Origin of the sequence: Paenirhodobacter enshiensis, from assembly GCF_000740785.1 — a bacterium.
Classification (GTDB): domain Bacteria; phylum Pseudomonadota; class Alphaproteobacteria; order Rhodobacterales; family Rhodobacteraceae; genus Rhodobacter; species Rhodobacter enshiensis.
Window position 1 is genome coordinate 304441 of the sequence record NZ_JFZB01000005.1, and the last position, 20322, is coordinate 324762.

Annotated in this window: 16 protein-coding genes; 4 read left to right on the plus strand and 12 right to left on the minus strand. The window is 66.5% G+C overall.

What is annotated here, in order from left to right:
* Window positions 1-221: 221 nt before the first annotated feature.
* On the plus strand, window positions 222-1169 hold the full coding sequence (locus CG50_RS16170) for a porin (RefSeq protein WP_051909493.1): 948 nt from the start codon (window positions 222-224) through the stop codon (window positions 1167-1169).
* A 123-nt stretch (window positions 1170-1292) separates the two neighbouring features.
* The gene (locus tag CG50_RS04345; RefSeq protein WP_036635547.1) at window positions 1293-1955 is read left to right on the plus strand and encodes a YggS family pyridoxal phosphate-dependent enzyme; all 663 of its coding nucleotides are present in this window, start codon (window positions 1293-1295) and stop codon (window positions 1953-1955) included.
* 34 nt (window positions 1956-1989) lie between these two features.
* Here the strand turns inward: CG50_RS04345 and ribA are convergent, their stop codons facing one another.
* Window positions 1990-3069, minus strand: coding sequence for a GTP cyclohydrolase II (ribA, locus tag CG50_RS04350; protein WP_081880273.1), 1080 nt, complete (start codon window positions 3067-3069; stop codon window positions 1990-1992).
* Window positions 3070-3219: 150 nt separating this feature from the next.
* Between ribA and CG50_RS04355 the strand changes: the two genes are divergently transcribed.
* Window positions 3220-3906, plus strand: coding sequence for a response regulator transcription factor (locus tag CG50_RS04355; protein WP_036635548.1), 687 nt, complete (start codon window positions 3220-3222; stop codon window positions 3904-3906).
* A 140-nt stretch (window positions 3907-4046) separates the two neighbouring features.
* Here CG50_RS04355 and dgt read toward each other — a convergent pair whose 3' ends face one another.
* From dgt to CG50_RS04385, 6 genes are all read right to left on the minus strand, one after another.
* Window positions 4047-5381, minus strand: a complete 1335-nt coding sequence (gene dgt / locus CG50_RS04360; protein WP_036635549.1) for a dGTP triphosphohydrolase — start codon at window positions 5379-5381, stop codon at window positions 4047-4049.
* A 26-nt stretch (window positions 5382-5407) separates the two neighbouring features.
* On the minus strand, window positions 5408-7858 hold the full coding sequence (gyrB, locus tag CG50_RS04365; RefSeq protein WP_036635940.1) for a DNA topoisomerase (ATP-hydrolyzing) subunit B: 2451 nt from the start codon (window positions 7856-7858) through the stop codon (window positions 5408-5410).
* 108 nt (window positions 7859-7966) lie between these two features.
* Window positions 7967-9019, minus strand: a complete 1053-nt coding sequence (recF, locus tag CG50_RS04370) for a DNA replication/repair protein RecF (RefSeq protein WP_036635551.1) — start codon at window positions 9017-9019, stop codon at window positions 7967-7969.
* A 25-nt stretch (window positions 9020-9044) separates the two neighbouring features.
* Window positions 9045-10163 carry a DNA polymerase III subunit beta gene (dnaN, locus tag CG50_RS04375; RefSeq protein WP_036635553.1) on the minus strand — a complete coding sequence of 373 codons (1119 nt, stop codon included), beginning with the start codon at window positions 10161-10163 and terminating at the stop codon, window positions 9045-9047.
* A gap of 108 nt (window positions 10164-10271) precedes the next feature.
* Window positions 10272-11396 (minus strand): acetylornithine deacetylase, encoded by a 1125-nt coding sequence (gene argE / locus CG50_RS04380; RefSeq protein ID WP_036635556.1) that lies wholly within the window; start codon window positions 11394-11396, stop codon window positions 10272-10274.
* Window positions 11397-11555: 159 nt separating this feature from the next.
* Window positions 11556-12395, minus strand: coding sequence for an aldo/keto reductase (locus tag CG50_RS04385; protein ID WP_036635558.1), 840 nt, complete (start codon window positions 12393-12395; stop codon window positions 11556-11558).
* A gap of 136 nt (window positions 12396-12531) precedes the next feature.
* Between CG50_RS04385 and CG50_RS04390 the strand changes: the two genes are divergently transcribed.
* Window positions 12532-13584: an AI-2E family transporter gene (locus CG50_RS04390; RefSeq protein WP_036635941.1), complete on the plus strand. Its 1053-nt coding sequence runs from the start codon at window positions 12532-12534 to the stop codon at window positions 13582-13584.
* A 189-nt stretch (window positions 13585-13773) separates the two neighbouring features.
* Here the strand turns inward: CG50_RS04390 and infB are convergent, their stop codons facing one another.
* The 5 genes from infB to CG50_RS04415 all read right to left on the minus strand — a co-directional run bounded on the left by infB (window position 13774) and on the right by CG50_RS04415 (window position 20316).
* Complete coding sequence (gene infB / locus CG50_RS04395; protein WP_036635560.1) at window positions 13774-16311, minus strand: translation initiation factor IF-2; 2538 nt, start codon at window positions 16309-16311, stop codon at window positions 13774-13776.
* On the minus strand, window positions 16308-16937 hold the full coding sequence (locus tag CG50_RS04400; protein WP_036635562.1) for an RNA-binding protein: 630 nt from the start codon (window positions 16935-16937) through the stop codon (window positions 16308-16310). The genes infB and CG50_RS04400 overlap by 4 nt, the downstream gene beginning before the upstream one ends.
* A complete protein-coding gene (gene nusA, locus CG50_RS04405) occupies window positions 16934-18538 on the minus strand; it encodes a transcription termination factor NusA (protein WP_036635564.1) in 1605 nt (534 codons plus the stop codon). The genes CG50_RS04400 and nusA overlap by 4 nt, the downstream gene beginning before the upstream one ends.
* A gap of 2 nt (window positions 18539-18540) precedes the next feature.
* The gene (gene rimP, locus CG50_RS04410; RefSeq protein WP_036635567.1) at window positions 18541-19164 is read right to left on the minus strand and encodes a ribosome maturation factor RimP; all 624 of its coding nucleotides are present in this window, start codon (window positions 19162-19164) and stop codon (window positions 18541-18543) included.
* 183 nt (window positions 19165-19347) lie between these two features.
* A complete protein-coding gene (locus tag CG50_RS04415; RefSeq protein ID WP_036635568.1) occupies window positions 19348-20316 on the minus strand; it encodes a TerC family protein in 969 nt (322 codons plus the stop codon).
* Between the last annotated feature and the right edge of the window lie 6 nt (window positions 20317-20322).

Sequence of the window (20322 nt, forward strand, 5' to 3'; positions counted from 1 at the left end):
ACCTCGCCGTGGGGAGCGTCCGCGGGCGTGCGTGCGGGCCCTAGTATAAGCGGTGCTCCGAGCTGAACTTCACTGTGGCAACTCTGCACCACCCGGGGGGGCAAATGTTCGTCAACCGCTTCGTCTCGTTGCAATGAGGGGCCTCAGACGCGAAGTATCTGGGCATACCCAAGCCGGATTCTCCGGAGTGGGGTTCCTTAGAGAAAATGAGGGAAAACACTATGAAGAAGGTTCTCTTCGCGACGACCGCTCTGGTGCTCTCGGCTGGCTTCGCTTCGGCTGATATCGCGCTCTCGGGCTATGGCCGTTTCGGCCTGTCGTACAACTCGGGTAACGACGGTTCGACCTCGAAGACCTGGATGGAACAGCGCCTGCGCCTGAACATCAAGGCCTCGACCCAGACCGACGGCGGCATCGAATTCGGCGCCAAGGCTCGTATCCAGTACGACGACGGCATGGACAGCGCTGGTGTCAACCCGGCCCAGTTCTACTTCTCGTACGAAGGTGCCAAGGTTGAAGTCGGCAACGTCGACACCGCGGCCGACAACGACACCGCCGGCGTCTTCTACGGCACCGAGCTGGGTCTGACCGCGACCGGTTACGGCGACGCTCGTTCGGACTTCTACGCTTACGAGTCGAAGTCGTACAACGGTTCGCGTTCGGGCGTCTACGGTTCGTACACGATCGACGGCATCACGGCTGAAGCTTCGTACATCGACCCGAACCAGTACGGCGACAACGGCGTTGGCGTGAAGTCTGAAAAGCAGCTCGTCCTGACCTACGCTTCGGGCCCGATCACCGTCGCTGCCGGTGGCATCCTCGACGGCGCTGGCATTGCCGACAACACCCTGTGGTATGCCGGTGCGATCTATGAGTTCACCGACCAGTTCAAGGCCGGCCTGACCTACATCGACGAAGGCAAGACCGCTGCTGGCGACGACCTCGGCAAGACCGTGTCGCTCTACGGCACCTACACCACCGGCCCGGTTGCGGTTCAGGCTTACGTCGCGAACGCCAGCAGCTACGACGTTCCGGACTACGAGAAGAACACCGTGTTCGGTCTCGGCGGTTCGTACGACCTGGGCGGCGGCACCAGCCTGCTGGCCGGCGTGCACCGCAACTACGACGACAACACCTACGGCGACTTCGGTGTGAAGTTCAAGTTCTGATCCTTCCGGATCTGAACGGAGAGAGCGGGCCTCGTGCCCGCTCTTTTCTTTTGGGCGAAGGCTTTTCTTTCAGGCGCTGCCGTGGTTTCCAGAGGGCCGGCAAAGCCCGCAGGAGGATGCGAGATGGGACTTGACGACATCACCCGCAAGATCGCCGCGGCAGAGGCGGCCGCCGGCCGCGCGCCCGGTTCGGTGCAGCTGATCGCGGTGTCCAAGGTCCAGCCGGCCGAACGGGTCGAGGCGGTGCTGCGCGCCGGCCACCGGCTGTTCGGCGAGAATTACGTGCAGGAATCGGCCGCGAAATGGCCTGCCTGGCGTGCCGAATTTCCCGGCGTCGCGGTCCATATGATCGGGCCGTTGCAGACCAACAAGGCGAAGCAGGCGGTCGAGCTGTTCGAGGCGATCCATTCCGTCGACCGCCCGTCGCTGGCGACGAAACTTGCTTCGCTCGCGCAGGTGCGCGGCCGCTCTCCCGAGGTGTTCATCCAGGTCAATACCGGCGCCGAGCCGCAGAAGGCCGGCATCCTGCCCGAGGGCGTCGATGCCTTCGTGGCCGAGGTCCGGGCGCTCGATCTGCCGCTGGTCGGGCTGATGTGCATCCCGCCCGAGGGCGAGGATCCGGCGCCGCATTTCGCCATGCTGGCCGGAATGGCGGCGCGCAACGGGCTGTCGGGCCTGTCGATGGGCATGAGCTCGGATTTCGAGGCGGCGATCGCCGCGGGCGCCACGCATGTGCGCGTCGGCTCGGCGATCTTCGGGGCGCGCGACTACTCGGCCCGGCACTGACCCGGCAATACCGCAAACCGGGGCCGGGCTCCGCTTACAGCAGATGCCCGGATTTCGCGGCCTTGGTCGCCAGATAGGCGGCGTTCAGCGGGTTCTTCCCGACTTTCAGCGGCACGCGCTCGACCACCTCGATGCCGTGGCTTTCGAGCATCTTCACCTTCTTCGGGTTGTTGGTCAGCAGCCGCACCCGCGAGATCCCCATCCGCCGCAGCAGCGCTGCGCCGATGCGGAAATCGCGCTCGTCATCCTCGAAGCCCAGACGATGGTTCGCCTCGACGGTGTCAAACCCCTGATCCTGCAGCGAATAGGCGCGCATCTTGTTGGCAAGCCCGATGCCGCGCCCTTCCTGGTTGAGATACAGCAGCACCCCCGCGCCAGCGCTGTTCATGTGTTCGAGCGCGGCATGAAGCTGCGGCCCGCAATCGCATTTGAGCGAGCCGAGCACATCGCCGGTGAAGCAGGCCGAATGCAGCCGGGTCAGCACCGGCTCGCCCCGGTCGGGGGAACCGACTTCGACGGCGTAATGCTCCTCGCCGCCGTCTTCGGGGCGGAACACGTGCAGCCGGCCGTTATGCGCAAGGCTCATCGGCACCCGCGCCGCCGAGACCGGATCGAGCACGGTTTCCATCGCCAAGAGACGCTCGACCTCGGCGGCATCGAGGCAGGTCAGGCTGTCGGGCACGTCACCCGGTGCCTCGACGATCAGCACCGCGGGCAAAAGCTGCGCCGATTTGGTCAGCGCGATGGCCGAGCGGGCGATGGCCGCGTCGCCGCCGCGCTGGCTGCTCAGCGGGCCCTTCATCGGCGTCATCAGATCGTCCGCCGGATCGGCAAGCGCCTTCAACCAGCCGAGATCGGCGCCCGCGGGCACCTCGATCCGGGCGAGGTCGCCGTCATAGACCCGCGCTTTCAGCGTCTCGGCCCGCCACGAGGTCAACCCGAGCGTCAGCGGCCCGAGGCTCGCCATCGCGGCGAGACGTTCGGGCGTCAGCGTCTCGACCGCGGCGACGATCGCATGGTGCGACAGGACGACCGGCAGACCGATTCGCAGGTCTGCACGGGCGCGGTTCAACCGCTCGAGCGCGGTGGGGCCAAGAAGCGAGGGCGTCATCATGGTCCAGATGTAGCCTTGTCCGAAACAAATTGAAACATCCGGCCCCTGTGCGACACGTCCGCGTGAGAAAGATTTCACCTCCCTTGTGCGGAACGTGATCGGGCCTCAGCTTCTGCCCAGGACACCGAAACAGATGGGAGCCCGAGAGAGATGGCTGGACTGAAGAAGATCCTTCTGGTGGATGACGACGAGGACCTGCGCGAGGCGCTGGCCGAGCAGCTTGTCGCGACCGAGGATTTCGAGGTGGTCGAGGCCGGTTCCGGAGCGGAAGCGGTGGAAACGGCGAAAACGGCGCTGTTCGATATCGTGGTGCTCGACGTCGGACTGCCCGATACAGACGGGCGCGAGCTGTGCAAGAAGCTGCGCAAGCAGGGCGTGAAATGCCCGATCGTCATGCTGACCGGGCATGACACCGATGCGGACACGATCCTCGGGCTCGATTCGGGCGCGAACGACTACATCACCAAGCCGTTCAAGTTCCCGGTGCTGCTGGCCCGGCTGCGGGCGCAGCTGCGCACGCATGAACAGTCGGAAGACGCGGTGTTTCAGCTCGGGCCGTATACGTTCAAGCCGGCGATGAAGATGCTGATCGACGCCAAGGATCACAAGATCCGGCTGACCGAGAAGGAAACCAACATTCTGAAGTTCCTCTATCGGGCGACGGATGGGGTGGTGGCGCGCGACGTGCTGCTGCACGAGGTCTGGGGCTACAACGCAGGCGTCACGACTCATACGCTGGAGACCCATATCTATCGCCTGCGCCAGAAGATCGAGGTCGATCCGGCGAATGCGCGGCTTCTGGTGACGGAATCGGGCGGCTATCGGCTGGTTGCCTGAAGCTATCGGGGGAGCGGGCTGTGCCCCGCTGATAGGCTAAAGAGAGGGGGCTCTGCCCCCTCGGGCCTGCGGCCCTCACCCCCGGGATATTTGTCGCGAATCGAAAGGGGCGCCGGCGGGTGCCCCTTTTCGTTTGAGCCTCAGGTGCCCGAGAGCATCCGTGAAATCCGCAGCGCGTAGCGGTCGGTCATGCCGGAGGTGAAATCGGCGAGCGCGTGGAGCGCCTCGTAGGGCGAGGCGACGGCGCGCAGGTCGAGGTTCAGCGCCCGCACCAGATGGTCGGCGCGCTTGCCGAGGGCGTCGCGCTGCCACTTCTTGCGGGCGAGATCCTCGTAGACCGGGAGGATGCCGGTCATCACGTTTTCGATCACCCGGCGACCGGAGACTTCGAGCTCGATCTTGCGTTGCGCGGTGAAGATGCTGTCGCGCGCGAGGGTGCCGATGCGGCCGAACACCTCGCCGCTGCTGCCCGCGGCGATCAGCGAGGTCGAGAAACTGCCGGCCATGATCGCATCGTAATGGGTAAGGAACGCCTCGACGCAGGCGTCGATGGCGACGCCGATGCCTCTGGCGCGCAGGATGGCGATATGCTCGGCCGGGGTCTTGTCGCCGAGCGGGCGCTCGTCCTTGCCGCAGAGTTCCTCGAGCAGGGTGCGCACCGAACCGTAGGAGAGTTCGCCGGTGGTGAAGGCGTCCTCGAGGTCGACGATGTTGTAACAGATGTCGTCCGCTGCCTCGACGATGAAGACCAGCGGATGGCGGCGCCAGCTTTGCGCGATCTCGCCCTCGGGCAGGCCGAGGGTCGTGGCGGCCTCGGCGAAAAGGGCGGCGTCCGAGGCGAAGAGGCCGAATTTCTTGCGCCCGATGTAGCGGTTTCCGGCGGCGTCGAGTTGCGTCTTCGCGGGTGCCGTCACCGGGTATTTGGTGAAGGCGCCGAGTGTCGCCTTGGACAGCCGCATCCCGCCTTCGTTGCGATACATCTCCAGCCGGGTGAGGATGCGGAAGCCCTGGGCGTTGCCTTCGAAGGCGGTGAACTCGGGCGCGAGGGCGGGGTCGATGTCGCCGAAGATGCCGTGCGGGTCTTCCAGTCGCTCGGCGAACCAGTTGCCCATCGCATCCTCGCCCGAGTGGCCGAAGGGCGGGTTGCCGATGTCATGGGCGACGCAGGCCGCCTGCACGATATTGGCGATGGTATGCTCGTCGCCGGGGTTCAGATCGCCGTTCTGGACCAGTGCATGGCCGATCCGCGTCGCCATCGAGCGCCCGACGCTGCCCACCTCGATCGAGTGGATCAGCCGGTGATGGACGTGATCGTGCTGATAGAGCGGCTCGACCTGGGTCTTGTTCGCCAGCCGCCGGAACGGCGCCGAGAACACGATCCGGTCATAGTCCTGCACGAAGAGCGAGCGCCCCGCCTGCGGAACGTAACTCGGATCGCCGAGGCGTTCGCTCGACAGCAGGCGGGTCCAGTCCATCCGGGGCGTCTCCATCCGTGCCTTGCTCAGTAGTCGAGGTTCTCGACGTTCAGCGCGTTCTGCTGGATGAAATCGCAGCGCGGTTCGACCACGTCGCCCATCAGCTTGGTGAAGACGTCATCGGCCTCGGTCACGTCGTCGACGCGGACCTGCAGCAGGGTGCGCGCCGCCGGGTCGAGCGTGGTTTCCCACAGCTGTTCCGGGTTCATCTCGCCGAGCCCCTTGTAGCGCTGCATCGTCAGGCCCTTCTCGCCCTCGCTGAGGATCGCCGCCAGAAGTGCGAGCGGGCCGTGGATCACCTGCTCGCGGTCCTTGCGGATCAGCGTCGCGGGCTTGGTATACAGCTCGCGCAGCGCATCGGTGTAGCCCGAGAGCTTGCGTGCCTCGCCCGAGCGGAACAGCGCCCCGTCGAGGGTCTTGTGCTCTTCGACGCCGCGCAGCACGCGGGCGAAGCGCATCCCCTGATCCTGCGTCGGACGCCCGGTCCAGCCGCGCTCGTATTCCAGCGCCAGCGCGTCGAGGCGCGCCGCGATGCGGCTTGCCATGCCCTGAGCATCGGCCGCGACCGCACCCGCGACCAGCGCGCCCGCGATCGCCGCCTGTTCCAGGATGACGCGCGGGTAATGCGTCGGGAAGGCGTGCAGGATCTTCTTGATGATCCGGGCTTCCTCGACCACGCGTTCGAGGTCGGCGCCGGCGATCTCCTGCCCGTCGCCGAGACGCAGCCGCGTGCCCTCGACGCCCTGATGGATCAGGTAATCGTCGAACGCGGCCTGATCCTTCAGATAGACCTCGGACTTGCCGCGGGTCACCTTATACAGCGGCGGCTGTGCGATGTAGAGATAGCCGCCCTCGATCACCTCGGGCATCTGGCGGAAGAAGAAGGTCAGCAGCAGGGTGCGGATGTGGGCGCCGTCGACGTCCGCATCGGTCATGATGATGATCTTGTGATACCGCAGCTTCGCGATGTTGAACTCGTCGCGGCCGATCCCGGTGCCGAGCGCGGTGATCAGCGTGCCGATCATCTCGGACGACAGCATCCGGTCGAAGCGCGCGCGCTCGACGTTCAGGATCTTGCCGCGCAAGGGCAGCACGGCCTGGCTCTTGCGCTCGCGGCCCTGCTTGGCCGAACCGCCTGCCGAGTCACCCTCGACGATGAAGATTTCGGATTCGGCCGGGTCCTTCGACTGGCAATCGGCGAGCTTGCCGGGCAGCGAGGCGACATCCATCGCCGTCTTGCGCCGGGTCAGTTCGCGCGCCTTGCGGGCCGCCTCGCGCGCCAGCGCCGCTTCGACGATCTTGCCGACGACGATGCGGGCCTCGGCCGGGTGTTCCTCGAACCATTCGGAGAGCTTTTCGTTCACCAGATTCTCGACCGCCGGACGGACTTCGGAGGAAACCAGCTTGTCCTTGGTCTGGCTGGAGAATTTCGGGTCCGGCACCTTGACCGACAGCACGCAGGTCAGCCCTTCGCGGGCGTCGTCGCCGGTGAAGTCGACCTTCTCCTTCTTCAGGATGCCGCTGTCCTGAGCATATTTGGTGATGGTGCGGGTCAGCGCGCCGCGGAAGCCCGCGAGGTGGGTGCCGCCGTCACGCTGCGGGATGTTGTTGGTGAAGGGCAGGACGGTCTCGTGATAGCTGTCGTTCCACCACATCGCCACCTCGACGCCGATGCCGCGCACCTCGCCGGTCATGTAGATCGGATCGGGGATCAGCGCGGTCTTCGACCGGTCGAGATATTTGACGAATTCCTTGACGCCGCCTTCGTAATGCAGCTCGGCGTGCAGGGGCTCGGCGGGGCGCTCGTCCTCGATGATGATCCGCACGCCCGAGTTCAGGAACGCGAGTTCCCGCAGCCGGGTTTCCAGCGTCTTGAAGCTGTAATCGAGGTTCAGGAAGGTGCCGTCCGGATCGTGTGTCTTCGAGGAGGCGAGGAAGGTCACCTCGGTGCCGCGGCCGCCGGGTTCGTCGCCGATGACATGGACATGATCGACGCATTCGCCCTTCTCGAACCGGGCGAGGTAAACCTTGTCGTTGCGCCAGACCTTCAGCTCCAGCCAGTCGGAGAGCGCGTTGACCACCGACACGCCCACGCCGTGCAACCCGCCCGAGACCTTATAGGCGTTGCTGCCCTCGTCGGTGTTGTTGAATTTGCCGCCGGCGTGCAGCTGGGTCATGATGACCTCGGCGGCCGATACGCCCTCTTCATGGTGCATGTCGACCGGGATGCCGCGGCCGTTGTCGCGCACCGAGACCGAGCTGTCGGCATGGATCACGACCTGAACGAAGTCGGCATGGCCCGCGAGCGCCTCGTCGATGCCGTTGTCGACGACCTCGTAAACCATGTGATGCAGACCCGAGCCGTCATCGGTGTCGCCGATATACATGCCGGGGCGCTTGCGCACCGCTTCCAGGCCCTTGAGAACCTTGATGGAATCCGCGCTGTATTCAGAGCTCGTCTGGGTGTTCTCGGTCATCCGCACCATTCCTGTCATTTGCTGCGAAGTTCTATCCTGTCGGTGCGGGAATGTCACGCCGCGCCGGGGGTTTCCGGGGATTTCCGCCCGCTTTCGGCGGTGTCGTCGTCAGGCTTCGCGAAGCGCCGAGGTGCCGGCGGTTTCCGTCACCTCGATCCTGCGGCCGCGCGGGCCGAGGCTGTCGAACAGCTCGGCGCCGGTTCCGGTCATCAGCACCTGCGCGGGCAGCGCCGTCACCTCGTCGTAAAGCGCCGCGCGCCGCCCGGAATCGAGATGCGCCGACACTTCGTCAAGCAGCAGCAGCACCGTTTCGGCCGAGAGCGCACGCGCGTTCGCCAGCAGGAGCGAGATCAGCAGCGCCTTCTGTTCCCCGGTCGAGCACAGCGCGGCCGGCGTGTCCTTCGCGGCGTAATGCGCGGACAGATCGGCGCGGTGCGGTCCTTCGAGGCTGCGCCCCGCCGCCATGTCGCGCCGCCGCCCCTCGGCCAGCGCCGCGGCGAGGTCGTCGGGTCCCTCGTCGGTCACCGCAAGGCGCGCGGTGGGAAAGGCGGTCTCGGCCCCGTCCTGAGCCGCGCTCAGCCGGGCCAGCGCCTCGGCCCGGGCAGCACGGATCTGCAGCGCAGCATCGGCCATGCGGGTTTCGAGCGCGCCATACCACGCCCGGTCCGCCACCCCGTCGCGCAGCAGCCGGTTGCGCTCGCGCATCGCTTTCTCGTAGGCCAGAACCGCCTCGGCATGGGCGGGGACGAAGGACATCGCCATCCGGTCGAGGAAGCGCCGCCGACCCTCGGCCCCCTCGATCCACAGCCGGTCCATCGCCGGCACCAGCCACAGCACCCGCGCGATCCTGCCAAGCGCCACCTGCGGCGCGGCCTTGTCGTCGATGCGCACCTCGCGCGACTGGCCGGGCAGGGCCGAGGTCTCGACCTCATGCCCCGAAAGCGTGGCGCGGATCTTCCAGCCGACGGCTTCCTGACGGCGGATCAGTTCCTCGGGCGTGGCGCGGCGCAGCCCGCGGCCGGGCGACAGCATCGAGACCGCCTCGATCACCGAGGTCTTGCCCGCCCCGTTCGGCCCGAACAGCGCGACCGGCCGGGCATCGAGCGACAGTTCCGCCCGGCGGTGCGAGCGGAACTGCAGAAGCGTCAGCGCCGTCAGCATCGGCGGCCCCCGAAATCGGTCAGGCTCACACCCGCATCGGCATCACGACATAGACCGCCGAGGTGTCGTTGCCTTCGCGCATCAGCGTCGGATCGCCGGCGGTGTTGAACATGAACACCGCGTTCTCGCGGTCGACCTGGCTGGCGATCTCCAGCAGGTATTTCGCGTTGAAGCCGATCTCCAGCCGCTCGTCGGCATAGGCGACGGCGAGCTCTTCCTCGGCCGCACCCGCGTCGGGGGCGTTCACCGACAGCACCAGACGATCCTCGTCGAGGCTCAGTTTCACCGCGCGCGAACGTTCCGAGGACACGGTGGCCACACGGTCGACGGCCTTGGCGAATTCGGCCGCGTCGACCTCCAGCCGGCGGGTGTTGCCGGTCGGGATCACGCGGGCATAATCGGGGAAGGTGCCGTCGATCACCTTCGAGGTCAGGGTGATGACCTGCGTGGCGAAGCGGACCTTGGTCTCGCTGACCGAGACGGCGATGTCGTCCTCGTCATTGTCGAGCAGCTTGCGCAGCTCGTTCACCGTCTTGCGCGGCACGATCACGCCGGGCATCCCGGCCGCGCCCTCGGGCAGCGCGGCATCGATGCGCGCCAGACGGTGGCCGTCTGTCGCGACGCAGCGCAGCACCGGGCCATCCTCGCCCTGCGCGACATGCATATAGACGCCGTTCAGGTAATAGCGCGTCTCCTCGGTCGAGATCGCGAATTTCGACTTGTCGAACAGCCGGCGCAGCACGCCCGCCTTCGCGGTGAAATTCGCGGCGTATTCCGAGGTCGCCATCACCGGGAAATCTTCCTTCGGCAGCGTGGCGAGGTTGAAGCTCGACCGCCCCGCCTCGATCGTCAGCCGCCCCGAGGCCGGCACGTCGCTGAGCGTGACCAGCGCGCCATCGGGCAGCTTGCGCACGATTTCATGCAGCATCACCGCCGAAACCGTGGTCGCGCCCGCGCTCAGCACCTGGGCGGGGGCCTTGTTCACCACCTCGATGTCGAGGTCGGTGGCGCGGAACGAGACCGAGGACCCCTCCGCCTCGATCAGCACATTGGCGAGGATCGGGATGGTGTTGCGCCGTTCGACGACCGACTGGGCCTGGGCGACGGCCTTGAGAAGCTCACCGCGCTCGATGCTGAATTTCATGGTCTGGTCCTCGCGTCTGCCGGGCCGGGCGCGGGTCCGCGCCGGCAACAGGGTTTTTCAGGACTTTCAACCGCTTTGCCGGGGGCGTCAAGGGCGGTTCGTGCCCTCTCAGACGGCGGCGAGGCGCAGCGCCTCGCGCAGGAAATCCACCCCCGCCGCCAGTTCGTCGCGGGTGATGTATTCGTCCGGGCGATGGGTGCGGGCGATGTCGCCGGGTCCGCAGATCACCGCGGGCACGCCGGCGGCGGCGTAAAGCCCGGCCTCGGTGCCGAAGCTGACCGGATCGTGCGCCATCTTGCCCGAGGCTTCCTCGGCCAGCACCACCAGGGGCGCATCGGGCCCGATGACCAGCCCCGGGAAATTCGACAGCACGGTGTGATGCACGTCATAGCCGCGGGCGCGCAGCTTCTCGGCGCGGGCGAGGACGGATTGCAGCAGGCCGAGCGGATCGACACCCGGGATGGCGCGCGCCTCGACCGAGAGGCTCGCCTGATCGGGGATCATGTTGACCGCCCGCCCGCCCGAGATCAGCCCGGCCTGAAGCGTGGAATAGGGTGGCCGGAACTCTGGCGAGCGCGGCCCGCCTTCCAGCGTCGCGGCCATCGCGACCGTCTCGGCCAGAACTTCGGACAGGCCATGGATCGCGTTCAGCCCGCTTTCGGGATGGGCGGAATGGCCGGGCCGTCCGCCGATGTCGATGCGCATCGCCGCCTGACCCTTGTGGCCGCGCACCGGGGCAAGGCGCGTAGGTTCGCCCACGATGGCACCAAGCGGCGGCACGCACAGATCCGGCAGGCGGGCGAGCAGTGAGGGCACCCCGCGGCCGCCGGTCTTCTCGTCGCATGACAGCGCCACATGCACCGGCCGGCCGGGGCTGAGCGCGGTGAACTCGGGCGCCAGTCCGATGACGCAGGCGACGAAGCCCAGCATGTCCGAGGTGCCGCGTCCGAAGAGCTTGCCGTCGCGCTCGGTCAGGGTGAAGGGATCGGTTTGCCAGGCGCCGGGCTCGGCCTGCACGACGTCCATGTGCCCCGACAGGATCAGCCCGGGCCGCTCGGCCGGGCCGAAGCTGGCGAAAAGGTTCTCGTGGCCGGCTTCGGGGCCGGGGATGCGCACGATCCGGGCGCCTGCTTCCGTCAGCCGTTCGGCAATCCAGTCTGTCATGGCGCGATTCGGCGCGCCGGTGATCTGCGCGAAGGAAACCAGCTTCGCGAGAATGTCTTCGATGGTCATTCCGTGTCGTCCCTGAGGTGTTGCTCTCAGGGTAGGCCTGCCGCGGTCCGGACGCCTGTCGTTCCGTCAAATTTTACCATGCGGTTCAGACCGGTGCCGCGGAAAGCGGCAAAGCTGCCCTCCGTTGCGCTGTGCCGAGGCATCTCTTGCACGCGAAGTCTAGTCCCAGCTCTTCACCCAGCCGGGGTTGAAAATCCGCCCATCCGGCGTTGCAAGCCCGCTGATTTCGGCCATCTCACTGTCAGACAAGGAAAAATCCGTGATCTGGATGTTTTGCGCGATGCGGCCGGGGTTCGAGGACCGCGGGATCGCCACGACGCCCTGTTGCAGATGCCAGCGCAGGATGACCTGCCCCGGGGTGCGCCCCTTCTCCCCGGCGATCCGCCCGATCACCGGATCGGCCAGCAAGGTGCCGCTGCCGAGCGGGCCATAGGACACGAAAGCGACGCCATTCTTCCGGCAGGTACCGAGCAGCTCGCTCTGATCGAGGCGCGGGTGATATTCGCACTGATCCGCCACCAGCGGCGCATCGGCGAGTGCGATGGCCTTCTCAAGCAGCCGTGGCGGGAAGTTCGACACGCCGATATGCCGGGTCAGTCCGCGCCGGCGCGCCTCGCACAGGGCGGGGATCGTGGCTTCGAGCGCGATCTCCGGGTTCGGCCAGTGGATCAGCAACAGGTCGACACGATCGGTGCCGAGGCGCCTGAGGCTCGCCTCTGCCGAAGCGATCAGCGCCGCGGGCTCCAGATCCGTGAACCACACCTTGGTGGTCAGGAAATATCCGTCGCGGTCGAGACCGCTGTCCTTCAGCGCCTGACCGAGCGCCGCCTCGTTCTCATAGCGGGGTGCGGTGTCGAAATGGCGATAGCCGGCCTCTGCGGCGGCCTGCACCGCCGCGTGCAGCACCTCTCCGTCGAGCTTCCAGGTTCCGAGACCGATCTGCGGAATTTCCGCCCCGTTCGCGATGATCGAGGGAACGGTCTGTCCGTCATATGTCATGGTGGTCTCTCCTGGATGCTGCGGGGGGAGCCTAGCGGCGGCGGTGCCGTCTGTCACCACTCGCCGGTTGAACCTTGGCGCCGGGCCTGCGAGATTGCGCCTCGCGTGCCGATGAAACGGCCGGATGGAGGCGGGCATGGCGGAAACCACTTCGAAGACGAGTTTCATCGCGCTGATGGTGCTGGTGAGCCTCGCGTTCCTGTGGCTGATGTTGCCCTATTATGGCGCGATCCTCTGGGCGACGATCCTCGCGATCCTGTTCCAGCCGGTGCAGGCACGTCTGACGGTGGCGCTCGGCGGACGGGCGGGGATCGCCGCGGCCATCAGCATGGCACTGTGCATCTGCATCGTGGTGCTGCCGGCAGCGGTGTTCTTCGCGGCCCTCGCGCGGCAGGCAAGCGATGCCTACGTCTCGATCAGCAGCCATGCGCTCGACTTCGAAGGGGTGTGGGAACGGATCCGTGCCGCCCTGCCGCATCGGGTGGTGGAGCTGCTCTCCTCCTTCGACGTGCCGGCGCTGGCGAATTTCCAGACCCAGCTGACCGGCTTTCTCGAACGCGCGACGCAGACGATCGCGCGGCAGGCCTATCTTCTCGGTCAGGGCACGGCGCAATTCGCCATCGGTGTCGGCGTGGCGCTGTATCTGCTGTTCTTCCTGTTCCGCGACGGCACGACGATCGCGGCGCGCATCCGCCGCGCCAGCCCGCTCAGCGATCATCATACCGACCGGCTGTTGCGGGCCTTCGTCGCGGTGATGAAGGCCACGGTCAAGGGCAGCATCATCATCGCGATGATCCAGGGGTCCATCGGCGGGGTGACGTTCTGGCTGCTCGGCATTCAGGCGCCCTTGCTGTGGGGAGCGCTGATGACGCTCCTTGCCATGGTGCCGGCGGTGGGGGCGGGGCTCGTCTGGGCGCCGGTCGCGATCTATCTGCTGGCGATGGGCGATTATACCCGCGGCGCGATCCTGTTGATCGTCGGCACCTTCCTCATCAGCCTGATCGACAACCTGCTGCGCCCGACCCTGGTCGGCAAGGGCGCGCGGCTGCCGGATTATCTGGTGCTTGTCTCGACGCTCGGCGGGCTGTCGGTGCTGGGTGTGAACGGCTTCGTCCTCGGCCCGCTGATCGCGGCGCTCTTCATCGCGGTCTGGTCGCTCTACATCGAGGACCGCGCCCGCGCCGACTGACCCGGCCTTTCGGCCCCGGGCGCGTCCCCTCTCTTTCGGCTTTCCTCAAATATCCCGGGGGGCTGCGGCGCAGCCGCGGCGGGGGCAGAGCCCCCTCCGCACCCGGGCGTCAGCACCCGCCGCCGACAAAGCAAAACCCCCGGCGCATCGGCACCGGGGGTCTCGATCCTTCCGAAGGGCAGCGCCGCCTTACAGGCTGCGCTCGATCTCTTCGCGCTCGAAGATTTCGATGACATCGCCGGGGCGGATATCGTCGTAATTCTCGAAGGCCATGCCGCATTCCTGGCCCGAGGGAACTTCCTTCACCTCGTCCTTGAAGCGCTTCAGCGTCTTCAGCGTGCCCTCGTGGATCACCACGTTGTCGCGCAGCAGGCGCACACCGGCCGAGCGCCGTGCGACGCCCTCGGTGACCAGGCAGCCCGCGACCTTGCCGACGCCGGAGACCTTGAAGACCTCCTTGATCGCGGCGTAGCCGATGAAGTTCTCGCGAACCTCGTTCTTCAGCAGGCCCGAGGCCGCCGCCTTGATGTCATCCACCAGGTCATAGATGATCGAGTAATAGCGGATCTCGACACCCTTCTGGTTCGCCGCGGCGCGTGCCGGAGCATTGGCGCGCACGTTGAAGCCGATGACCGGCGCGTGCGAGGCCTCGGCGAGACCGATGTCGCTCTCGGTGATCGCGCCGACGCCGGAGTGGATGACGCGCACCCGCACCTCGTCGTTGCCGATCTTCTCCAGCGCCTGGACGATGGCTTCGGCCGAACCCTGCACGTCGGCCTTCACCACCACCGACAGCTCGGCGACGTTCTCGTCGGCCTTGGCCTTGGCCATCAGCTGTTCGAGCGTGGTCGCTGCACCGGCGGCGGCGCGCTTGTCCTTGGCGGCCTTGATCCGGTAATCGGCGATCTCGCGGGCCTGCGCCTCGGTCTCGACGACGTTCAGCACGTCGCCGGCCTCGGGGGTGCCGTTGATGCCCAGAACCTCGACCGGAACCGACGGACCGGCCTCCTCGACGCGCTCGCCCTTGTCGTTGACCAGCGCGCGGACCTTGCCCCACTGCTCGCCGACGACGAAGATGTCGCCGCGATGGAGCGTGCCGTTCTGCACCAGAACCGTCGCGACCGGGCCGCGGCCGACGTCGAGCTTCGCCTCGATCACCGCACCCTGCGCCGCACGGGCCGGGTTCGCCTTCAGTTCGAGGATTTCCGCCTGCAGCGCGATCGCCTCGAGCAGCTTGTCGAGGCCGAGGCCGGTCTTGGCCGAAACTTCGACGGTCTGCACTTCGCCGCCCATCTCTTCGACGACGACTTCATACTGCAGCAGCTCGGTGCGGACCTTCTGCGCATTGGCAGCCGGCTTGTCGATCTTGTTGATCGCGACGATCATCGGCACGTTCGCGGCGCGGGCGTGATTGATCGCCTCGATCGTCTGCGGCATGACCGAATCGTCGGCCGCGACGACCAGAACCACGATATCCGTGACCTGGGCCCCACGGGCGCGCATCGAGGTGAACGCGGCGTGGCCGGGGGTGTCGAGGAAGGTGATCTTCGCCCCGTTCGAGGCCTTCACCTGATAGGCGCCGATATGCTGCGTGATGCCGCCGGCTTCGCCCGACACCACCGAGGTGTGACGGATCGCGTCCAGCAGCGAGGTCTTGCCGTGGTCGACGTGGCCCATGATGGTCACGATCGGCGGGCGCGGCAGCAGGTTCTCCGGCGCGTCCTCGACCTGGTCGATGACCTGCTCGACGTCCGAATCCGAGACGCGGACCGCCTTGTGGCCGAATTCCTCGATCACCAGTTCCGCGGTGTCGGCGTCGATGGTCTGGTTCGCGGTGACCATCATGCCCATCTTCATCAGGGCCTTGACGACATCGGCGGCACGCTCGGCCATGCGGTTGGCCAGCTCGGAAACGACAATGGTTTCCGGCAGCTGCACGTCACGCGCCTGCTTCTCGGCCTTCTGGCCGAAGCCATTCGCCTTCTGGCGCGCCTTTTCCTGCTTGCGCTTCATCGCGGCGAGCGAGCGCTGACGCCCGCCTTCGCCCTCGATCTCCGACAGCGACAGCTTGCCCGAACGACGGTTGTCGCCCGTGGCAGCCTTGCCCTTGCCGTTGCGCGCATCGGCGTTGCGGTCGTGGCTGCGCTCGTCGCGGTCGCGGTCGGTCTTGCGCGGGCCGACGGTGGTGACACCCTTGGTCTCGGCGCGCGCGGCGGCGGCCTCGGCAGCGGCCGGATCGGCGGGCTGCGGGGCGGTCTTGGCCGCGGGCTTCGCCCGGACCTCTTCCTTCTTCTGGGCGCGCAGGGCCTCTTCGCGGGCCTTGCGCTCTTCTTCCTCGTGCTTCAGGCGCAGCGCTTCTTCGCGCTCGCGCTCTTCGCGCTCCTTGGCCTCGATCTCGGCGCGGCGACGTTCGCGCTCTTCCTCACGGGCCTTTTCCTCGGCCGCGCGCTGCGCGATTTCCTCGGATTCGCGGGCTTTCGCGGCGCGAAGCGCAGCCAGACGACGCTCCATCTCGGCATCGGAAATGCCGGCGGGGCGACGCGAGGGGTCGCCCACCGTGTGGCCGCCGGTCTTCTGACCCGGGGTCGCGGCCTTCGGCACGACGACCTTCTTGCGCTTCGTCTCGACCACGACATTCTTCGTCCGGCCGTGGCTGAAGCTCTGCTTCACCGAGCCAGGGCGTGCGCCGCCGAGTCCGAGAGGTTTCTTGCCGTCCGTATCGTTCATGCCGTCTTACTATCCTTCAAGGCGGTCTTGCCGCCGTCCTGCTTGCGCATTCCCGCAAGCCTTGCAGCTTCTCTGGTCACGCTCTTCGCGAGACCGCCAGCCGCAAGCGCGCCGTGTATGGCATGATCGCGGCCAAAAGCCAAACCTAATTCCGATGAGGTCAGGCAGCCGAACCAGCGTCCGCCCTCGGGCGTCCACAGCTTGCCCTTGCCCCTGTCCGAGCCGTCCGACGCCTGCAACAGGACCTTCGCCCTGCCCTCTGAGAGCCAGCCCTTGACCTTTTCGAAGCCCGCGACCGCATAGCCCGACTTCCTTGCCAGAGAGATAAGCTCCACGACGCGGTGGGCAAGGCCCTCCTCGACGATATCGGGCAGATTCTCCGGCACCTTGACTGGCATTTTGGCCGCGCGCGCGAACAGATTCTTCTTCACCGCCTGCGCGATCAGATCGCGGTCGGCGGTGACCCAGATCCCCCGGCCCGGCAGTTTCTCTGCCAGATCCGGGAAGATCGTCGCCTCGGGGCCGACGACAAAGCGCACGAGCCCCGCCTTCGGCGCGACATCGCCCGAGACGATGCAGCGCCGTTCCGGATCCTCGGTCGTTTCCTCGTGGCCCCCGCGGCTCATTCTTCGTCAGCCTCCTCGGTCTCTTCCTCGGCCGGCTCGAGTTCCGACGGGTCGACCCAACCGAGCTGCACGCGGGCGTGCATGATCAGGTTCTGCGCGTCTTCGAGCGACATGCCGAACTTTTCGAGGATACCCTCGTCCTTCACGCGCTTGCCCTCGACCGTGGTCCAGCCGCCGGCCAGCTCCCAGTCGGCGCAGGTCGCGAAATCTTCCAGCGTCTTGACGTCGTCCTTGGCCAGCGCCTCGATCATCTGCGGCGTCAGGCCCTCGAAGTCGAACAGCGACTGCTCGACGCCCAGTTCCTTGGCCGCCGCGATGGCGCGGTTGTTCTCGGCTTCGATGTGGTCGCGGGCACGGGCCTGCAGCTCGTGTGCGGTGTCCTCGTCCACGCCCTCGATCGCCAGCAGCTCGTCAACATCGACATAGGCCACTTCCTCGAGGTTGGTGAAGCCTTCCGACACCAGCAGCTGGGCGAAGAACTCGTCCAGATCCAGCGCGTCGACGAACAGCTTGGTGCGCTCGGCGAACTCGGCCTGACGGCGGGCGGATTCCTCGGCCTCGGTCAGGATGTCGATGTCGAGCCCGGTCAGCTGGCTGGCCAGACGCACGTTCTGACCGCGGCGACCGATGGCGAGCGAAAGCTGCTCGTCGGGGACCACGACTTCGATCTTGCCGGCGTCCTCGTCGACCACGACCTTGGAGACCTCGGCCGGCTGCAGCGCGTTCACCAGGAAGGTCGCCTGATCGGGGTTCCACGGAATGATGTCGATCTTCTCGCCCTGCAGCTCGCCGACGACGGCCTGCACGCGGCTGCCGCGCATACCGACGCAGGCGCCGACCGGGTCGATCGAGTTGTCGTGCGAAATCACCGCGATCTTCGCGCGCGAGCCCGGATCGCGGGCCACGGCCTTGATCTCGATGATGCCGTCATAGATTTCCGGCACTTCCATCTTGAACAGCTCGGCCATGAACTGCGGGTCGGTGCGGCTGAGGAAGATCTGCGGGCCGCGGGCCTCGCGGCGCACGTCCTTCACATAGGCGCGGATGCGGTCGTTCGGGCGATAGCTCTCGCGGCCGATCTTCTCGTTGCGGCGCAGGATGGCTTCGCCACGGCCCACGTCGACGATGATGTTGCCGTATTCCTCGCGCTTGACCACGCCGTTGATGATCGTGCCCTTGCGGTCCTTGAATTCCTCGAACTGACGGTCGCGCTCGGCTTCGCGGACGCGCTGCAGAATGACCTGCTTGGCCGACTGCGCGGCGATGCGGCCGAGGTCGACCGGCGGCACCTCGTCGACGATCTCGTCGCCGATCTGCGGGTCGGACTTGTATTGCTTCGCCTGATCGACGGTCAGCTGCGCCTGATAGTTCTCCAGCTCTTCATCGGCGACGACGGTGCGCACGCGGGTGAAGGTGGCGCGCCCGGTCTTGCGGTCGATCGAGACGCGGATGTCCATCTCCGAGCCGTAGCGCGACTTCGCGGCCCGCGCGAGGCTGTCTTCCATCGCCTGGATGACCAGATCGGGGTCGATCATCTTCTCGCGCGCGACGGCTTCTGCGGTCTGCAGCAGCTCCAGCTGATTGGCGGAGGTGATAGCCATTCTCAGTTCTCCTCGTCGGGGGAATTCGGTTCTTCTTCTTCGATCGCGTCGAAGCGCGTCTCGTCGACCGTCTCGGTCGCCTTCTTCTGGCGCAGCATTTCCTCGATCAGCTCATCGGTCAGCACGAGCTTCGCATCCGACAGCCAGTCGAACTGCAGCCCGATCGTCACCGTCTCGCCGGCGTTCTCGATCTCCAGCAGGACTTCCTCGCCCTCGGTGCCGCGCAGCACGCCCTTGAAGCGCTTGCGGCCGTCGATCTGCTCCGAGGTCTCGATGCGGACCTCGTAGCCTTCCCACAGGTCGAAATCCTTCAGCCGGGTCAGCGGCCGGTCGATGCCGGGCGAGGAGACCTCGAGCGTATACTTGTCCTCGATCGGGTCCTCGACGTCGAGCACGGCGGAAACCGCGGTCGAGATCGCGGCGCAGTCGTCGACGTCGATCCCGCCTTCGGGGCGGTCGGCCATGATCTGCAGCAGCGGATGGCGTCCGCCCTGCAGACGCAGGCGCACCAGTTCGAAGCCGAGGCCCTCGATCACGGGAGAGACGATTCCGGCCAGGCGCCGGTCGATCGCGGTCTTGGCAATCAGGCTGGATGCCGGGGTTCCGGCTTCGGGCAGGTCGGTCATGGTCCGATCCTTCAGATAACAAAAAAACGGGCTCTAGCGGCCCGTTGAAACTACCCGGTGGGCCCCGGGTTTGGACCCCGACGCGCCGCTGTTGATGGGGCATATAGCGCAAAAGCCGCGATGCTGCAAGCCTTGTGGCATTGGCCCCCGAGGCGGGCTCGGGGGCGGTGCGCCGGTTCGGGCTCAGGCGGCGGTGCGGGTGCGCAGCAGCGACACCCCGATGCCGGCGCCGAGGATCGCGACAGTGATCCCGAGAGACAGCTCCGGCGGGAATTTCGCCCAGCCCATCATGTCGGCGATGAAGATCTTGGCGCCGATGAACACCAGCAGCACCGAGAGCGCGTATTTCAGATAGGCGAAACGGTGCAGGATCGCCGAGAGCGCGAAATACAGCGCGCGCAGCCCGAGGATGGCGAAGATGTTCGACGTATAGACCACGAAAGGTTCGGTGGTGATGGTGAACACCGCCGGCACGGAATCGACGGCGAAGACCACATCGGCGAATTCGATCATCGCCAGCGCCACCAGAAGCGGCGTCGCCATCAGCCGCAGCCGGCCCTTCGCGTCGGGGCGGCGCACCACAAACGCCTGACCCTCGATCTTGTCGGAGACCGGCATCATCTTGCGGAACCCGCGCAGCACCCAGTTGCGCGACAGATCGGGCTCGCTGTCTTCCTTGGAAAACAGCATCTTGATGCCGGTGATGATGAGGAACACCGCGAAGATGTAGAGCACCCAGTCATAGCGCGCGACCAGCGTCGCCCCGGCGCCGATCATCACGCCGCGCAGCACGATCACGCCCAGAATGCCCCAGAACAGCACCCGGTGCTGATAACGGCGCGGAATGCCCATGAAGCCGAAGATCAGCGCGATGACGAAGATGTTGTCGAGCGCGAGGGTCTTCTCGACCACGAAGGCGGTCAGGTATTGCGCGCTCGCCGTCGCGCCCATCTGCAGCCAGACGAAGCCCGAGAACGCGATGCCAAGGGCGATGTAGATCGCCGAGGCGCGCAGGCTCTCGCGCACGCTGATCTCATGGTCGGGTTTGCTCATCACGCCGAGGTCGAGGGCCAGAAGCCCGATCACCAGCGCAAGGAAGGTCAGCCACATCCACAGCTGCGCCCCCAGAAAGACGATTGTCAGAAATTCCACGGTGTC

Bases quoted from the DNA above. Each gene is read 5' to 3' on its own strand.
- CG50_RS16170 (WP_051909493.1), top strand. From the start codon at position 222: ATGAAGAAGGTTCTCTTCGCGACGACCGCTCTGGTGCTCTCGGCTGGC.
- CG50_RS04345 (WP_036635547.1), top strand. From the start codon at position 1,293: ATGGGACTTGACGACATCACCCGCAAGATCGCCGCGGCAGAGGCGGCC.
- ribA (WP_081880273.1), bottom strand. From the start codon at position 3,069: ATGATGACGCCCTCGCTTCTTGGCCCCACCGCGCTCGAGCGGTTGAAC.
- CG50_RS04355 (WP_036635548.1), top strand. From the start codon at position 3,220: ATGGCTGGACTGAAGAAGATCCTTCTGGTGGATGACGACGAGGACCTG.
- dgt (WP_036635549.1), bottom strand. From the start codon at position 5,381: ATGGACTGGACCCGCCTGCTGTCGAGCGAACGCCTCGGCGATCCGAGT.
- gyrB (WP_036635940.1), bottom strand. From the start codon at position 7,858: ATGACCGAGAACACCCAGACGAGCTCTGAATACAGCGCGGATTCCATC.
- recF (WP_036635551.1), bottom strand. From the start codon at position 9,019: ATGCTGACGGCGCTGACGCTTCTGCAGTTCCGCTCGCACCGCCGGGCG.
- dnaN (WP_036635553.1), bottom strand. From the start codon at position 10,163: ATGAAATTCAGCATCGAGCGCGGTGAGCTTCTCAAGGCCGTCGCCCAG.
- argE (WP_036635556.1), bottom strand. From the start codon at position 11,396: ATGACCATCGAAGACATTCTCGCGAAGCTGGTTTCCTTCGCGCAGATC.
- CG50_RS04385 (WP_036635558.1), bottom strand. From the start codon at position 12,395: ATGACATATGACGGACAGACCGTTCCCTCGATCATCGCGAACGGGGCG.
- CG50_RS04390 (WP_036635941.1), top strand. From the start codon at position 12,532: ATGGCGGAAACCACTTCGAAGACGAGTTTCATCGCGCTGATGGTGCTG.
- infB (WP_036635560.1), bottom strand. From the start codon at position 16,311: ATGAACGATACGGACGGCAAGAAACCTCTCGGACTCGGCGGCGCACGC.
- CG50_RS04400 (WP_036635562.1), bottom strand. From the start codon at position 16,937: ATGAGCCGCGGGGGCCACGAGGAAACGACCGAGGATCCGGAACGGCGC.
- nusA (WP_036635564.1), bottom strand. From the start codon at position 18,538: ATGGCTATCACCTCCGCCAATCAGCTGGAGCTGCTGCAGACCGCAGAA.
- rimP (WP_036635567.1), bottom strand. From the start codon at position 19,164: ATGACCGACCTGCCCGAAGCCGGAACCCCGGCATCCAGCCTGATTGCC.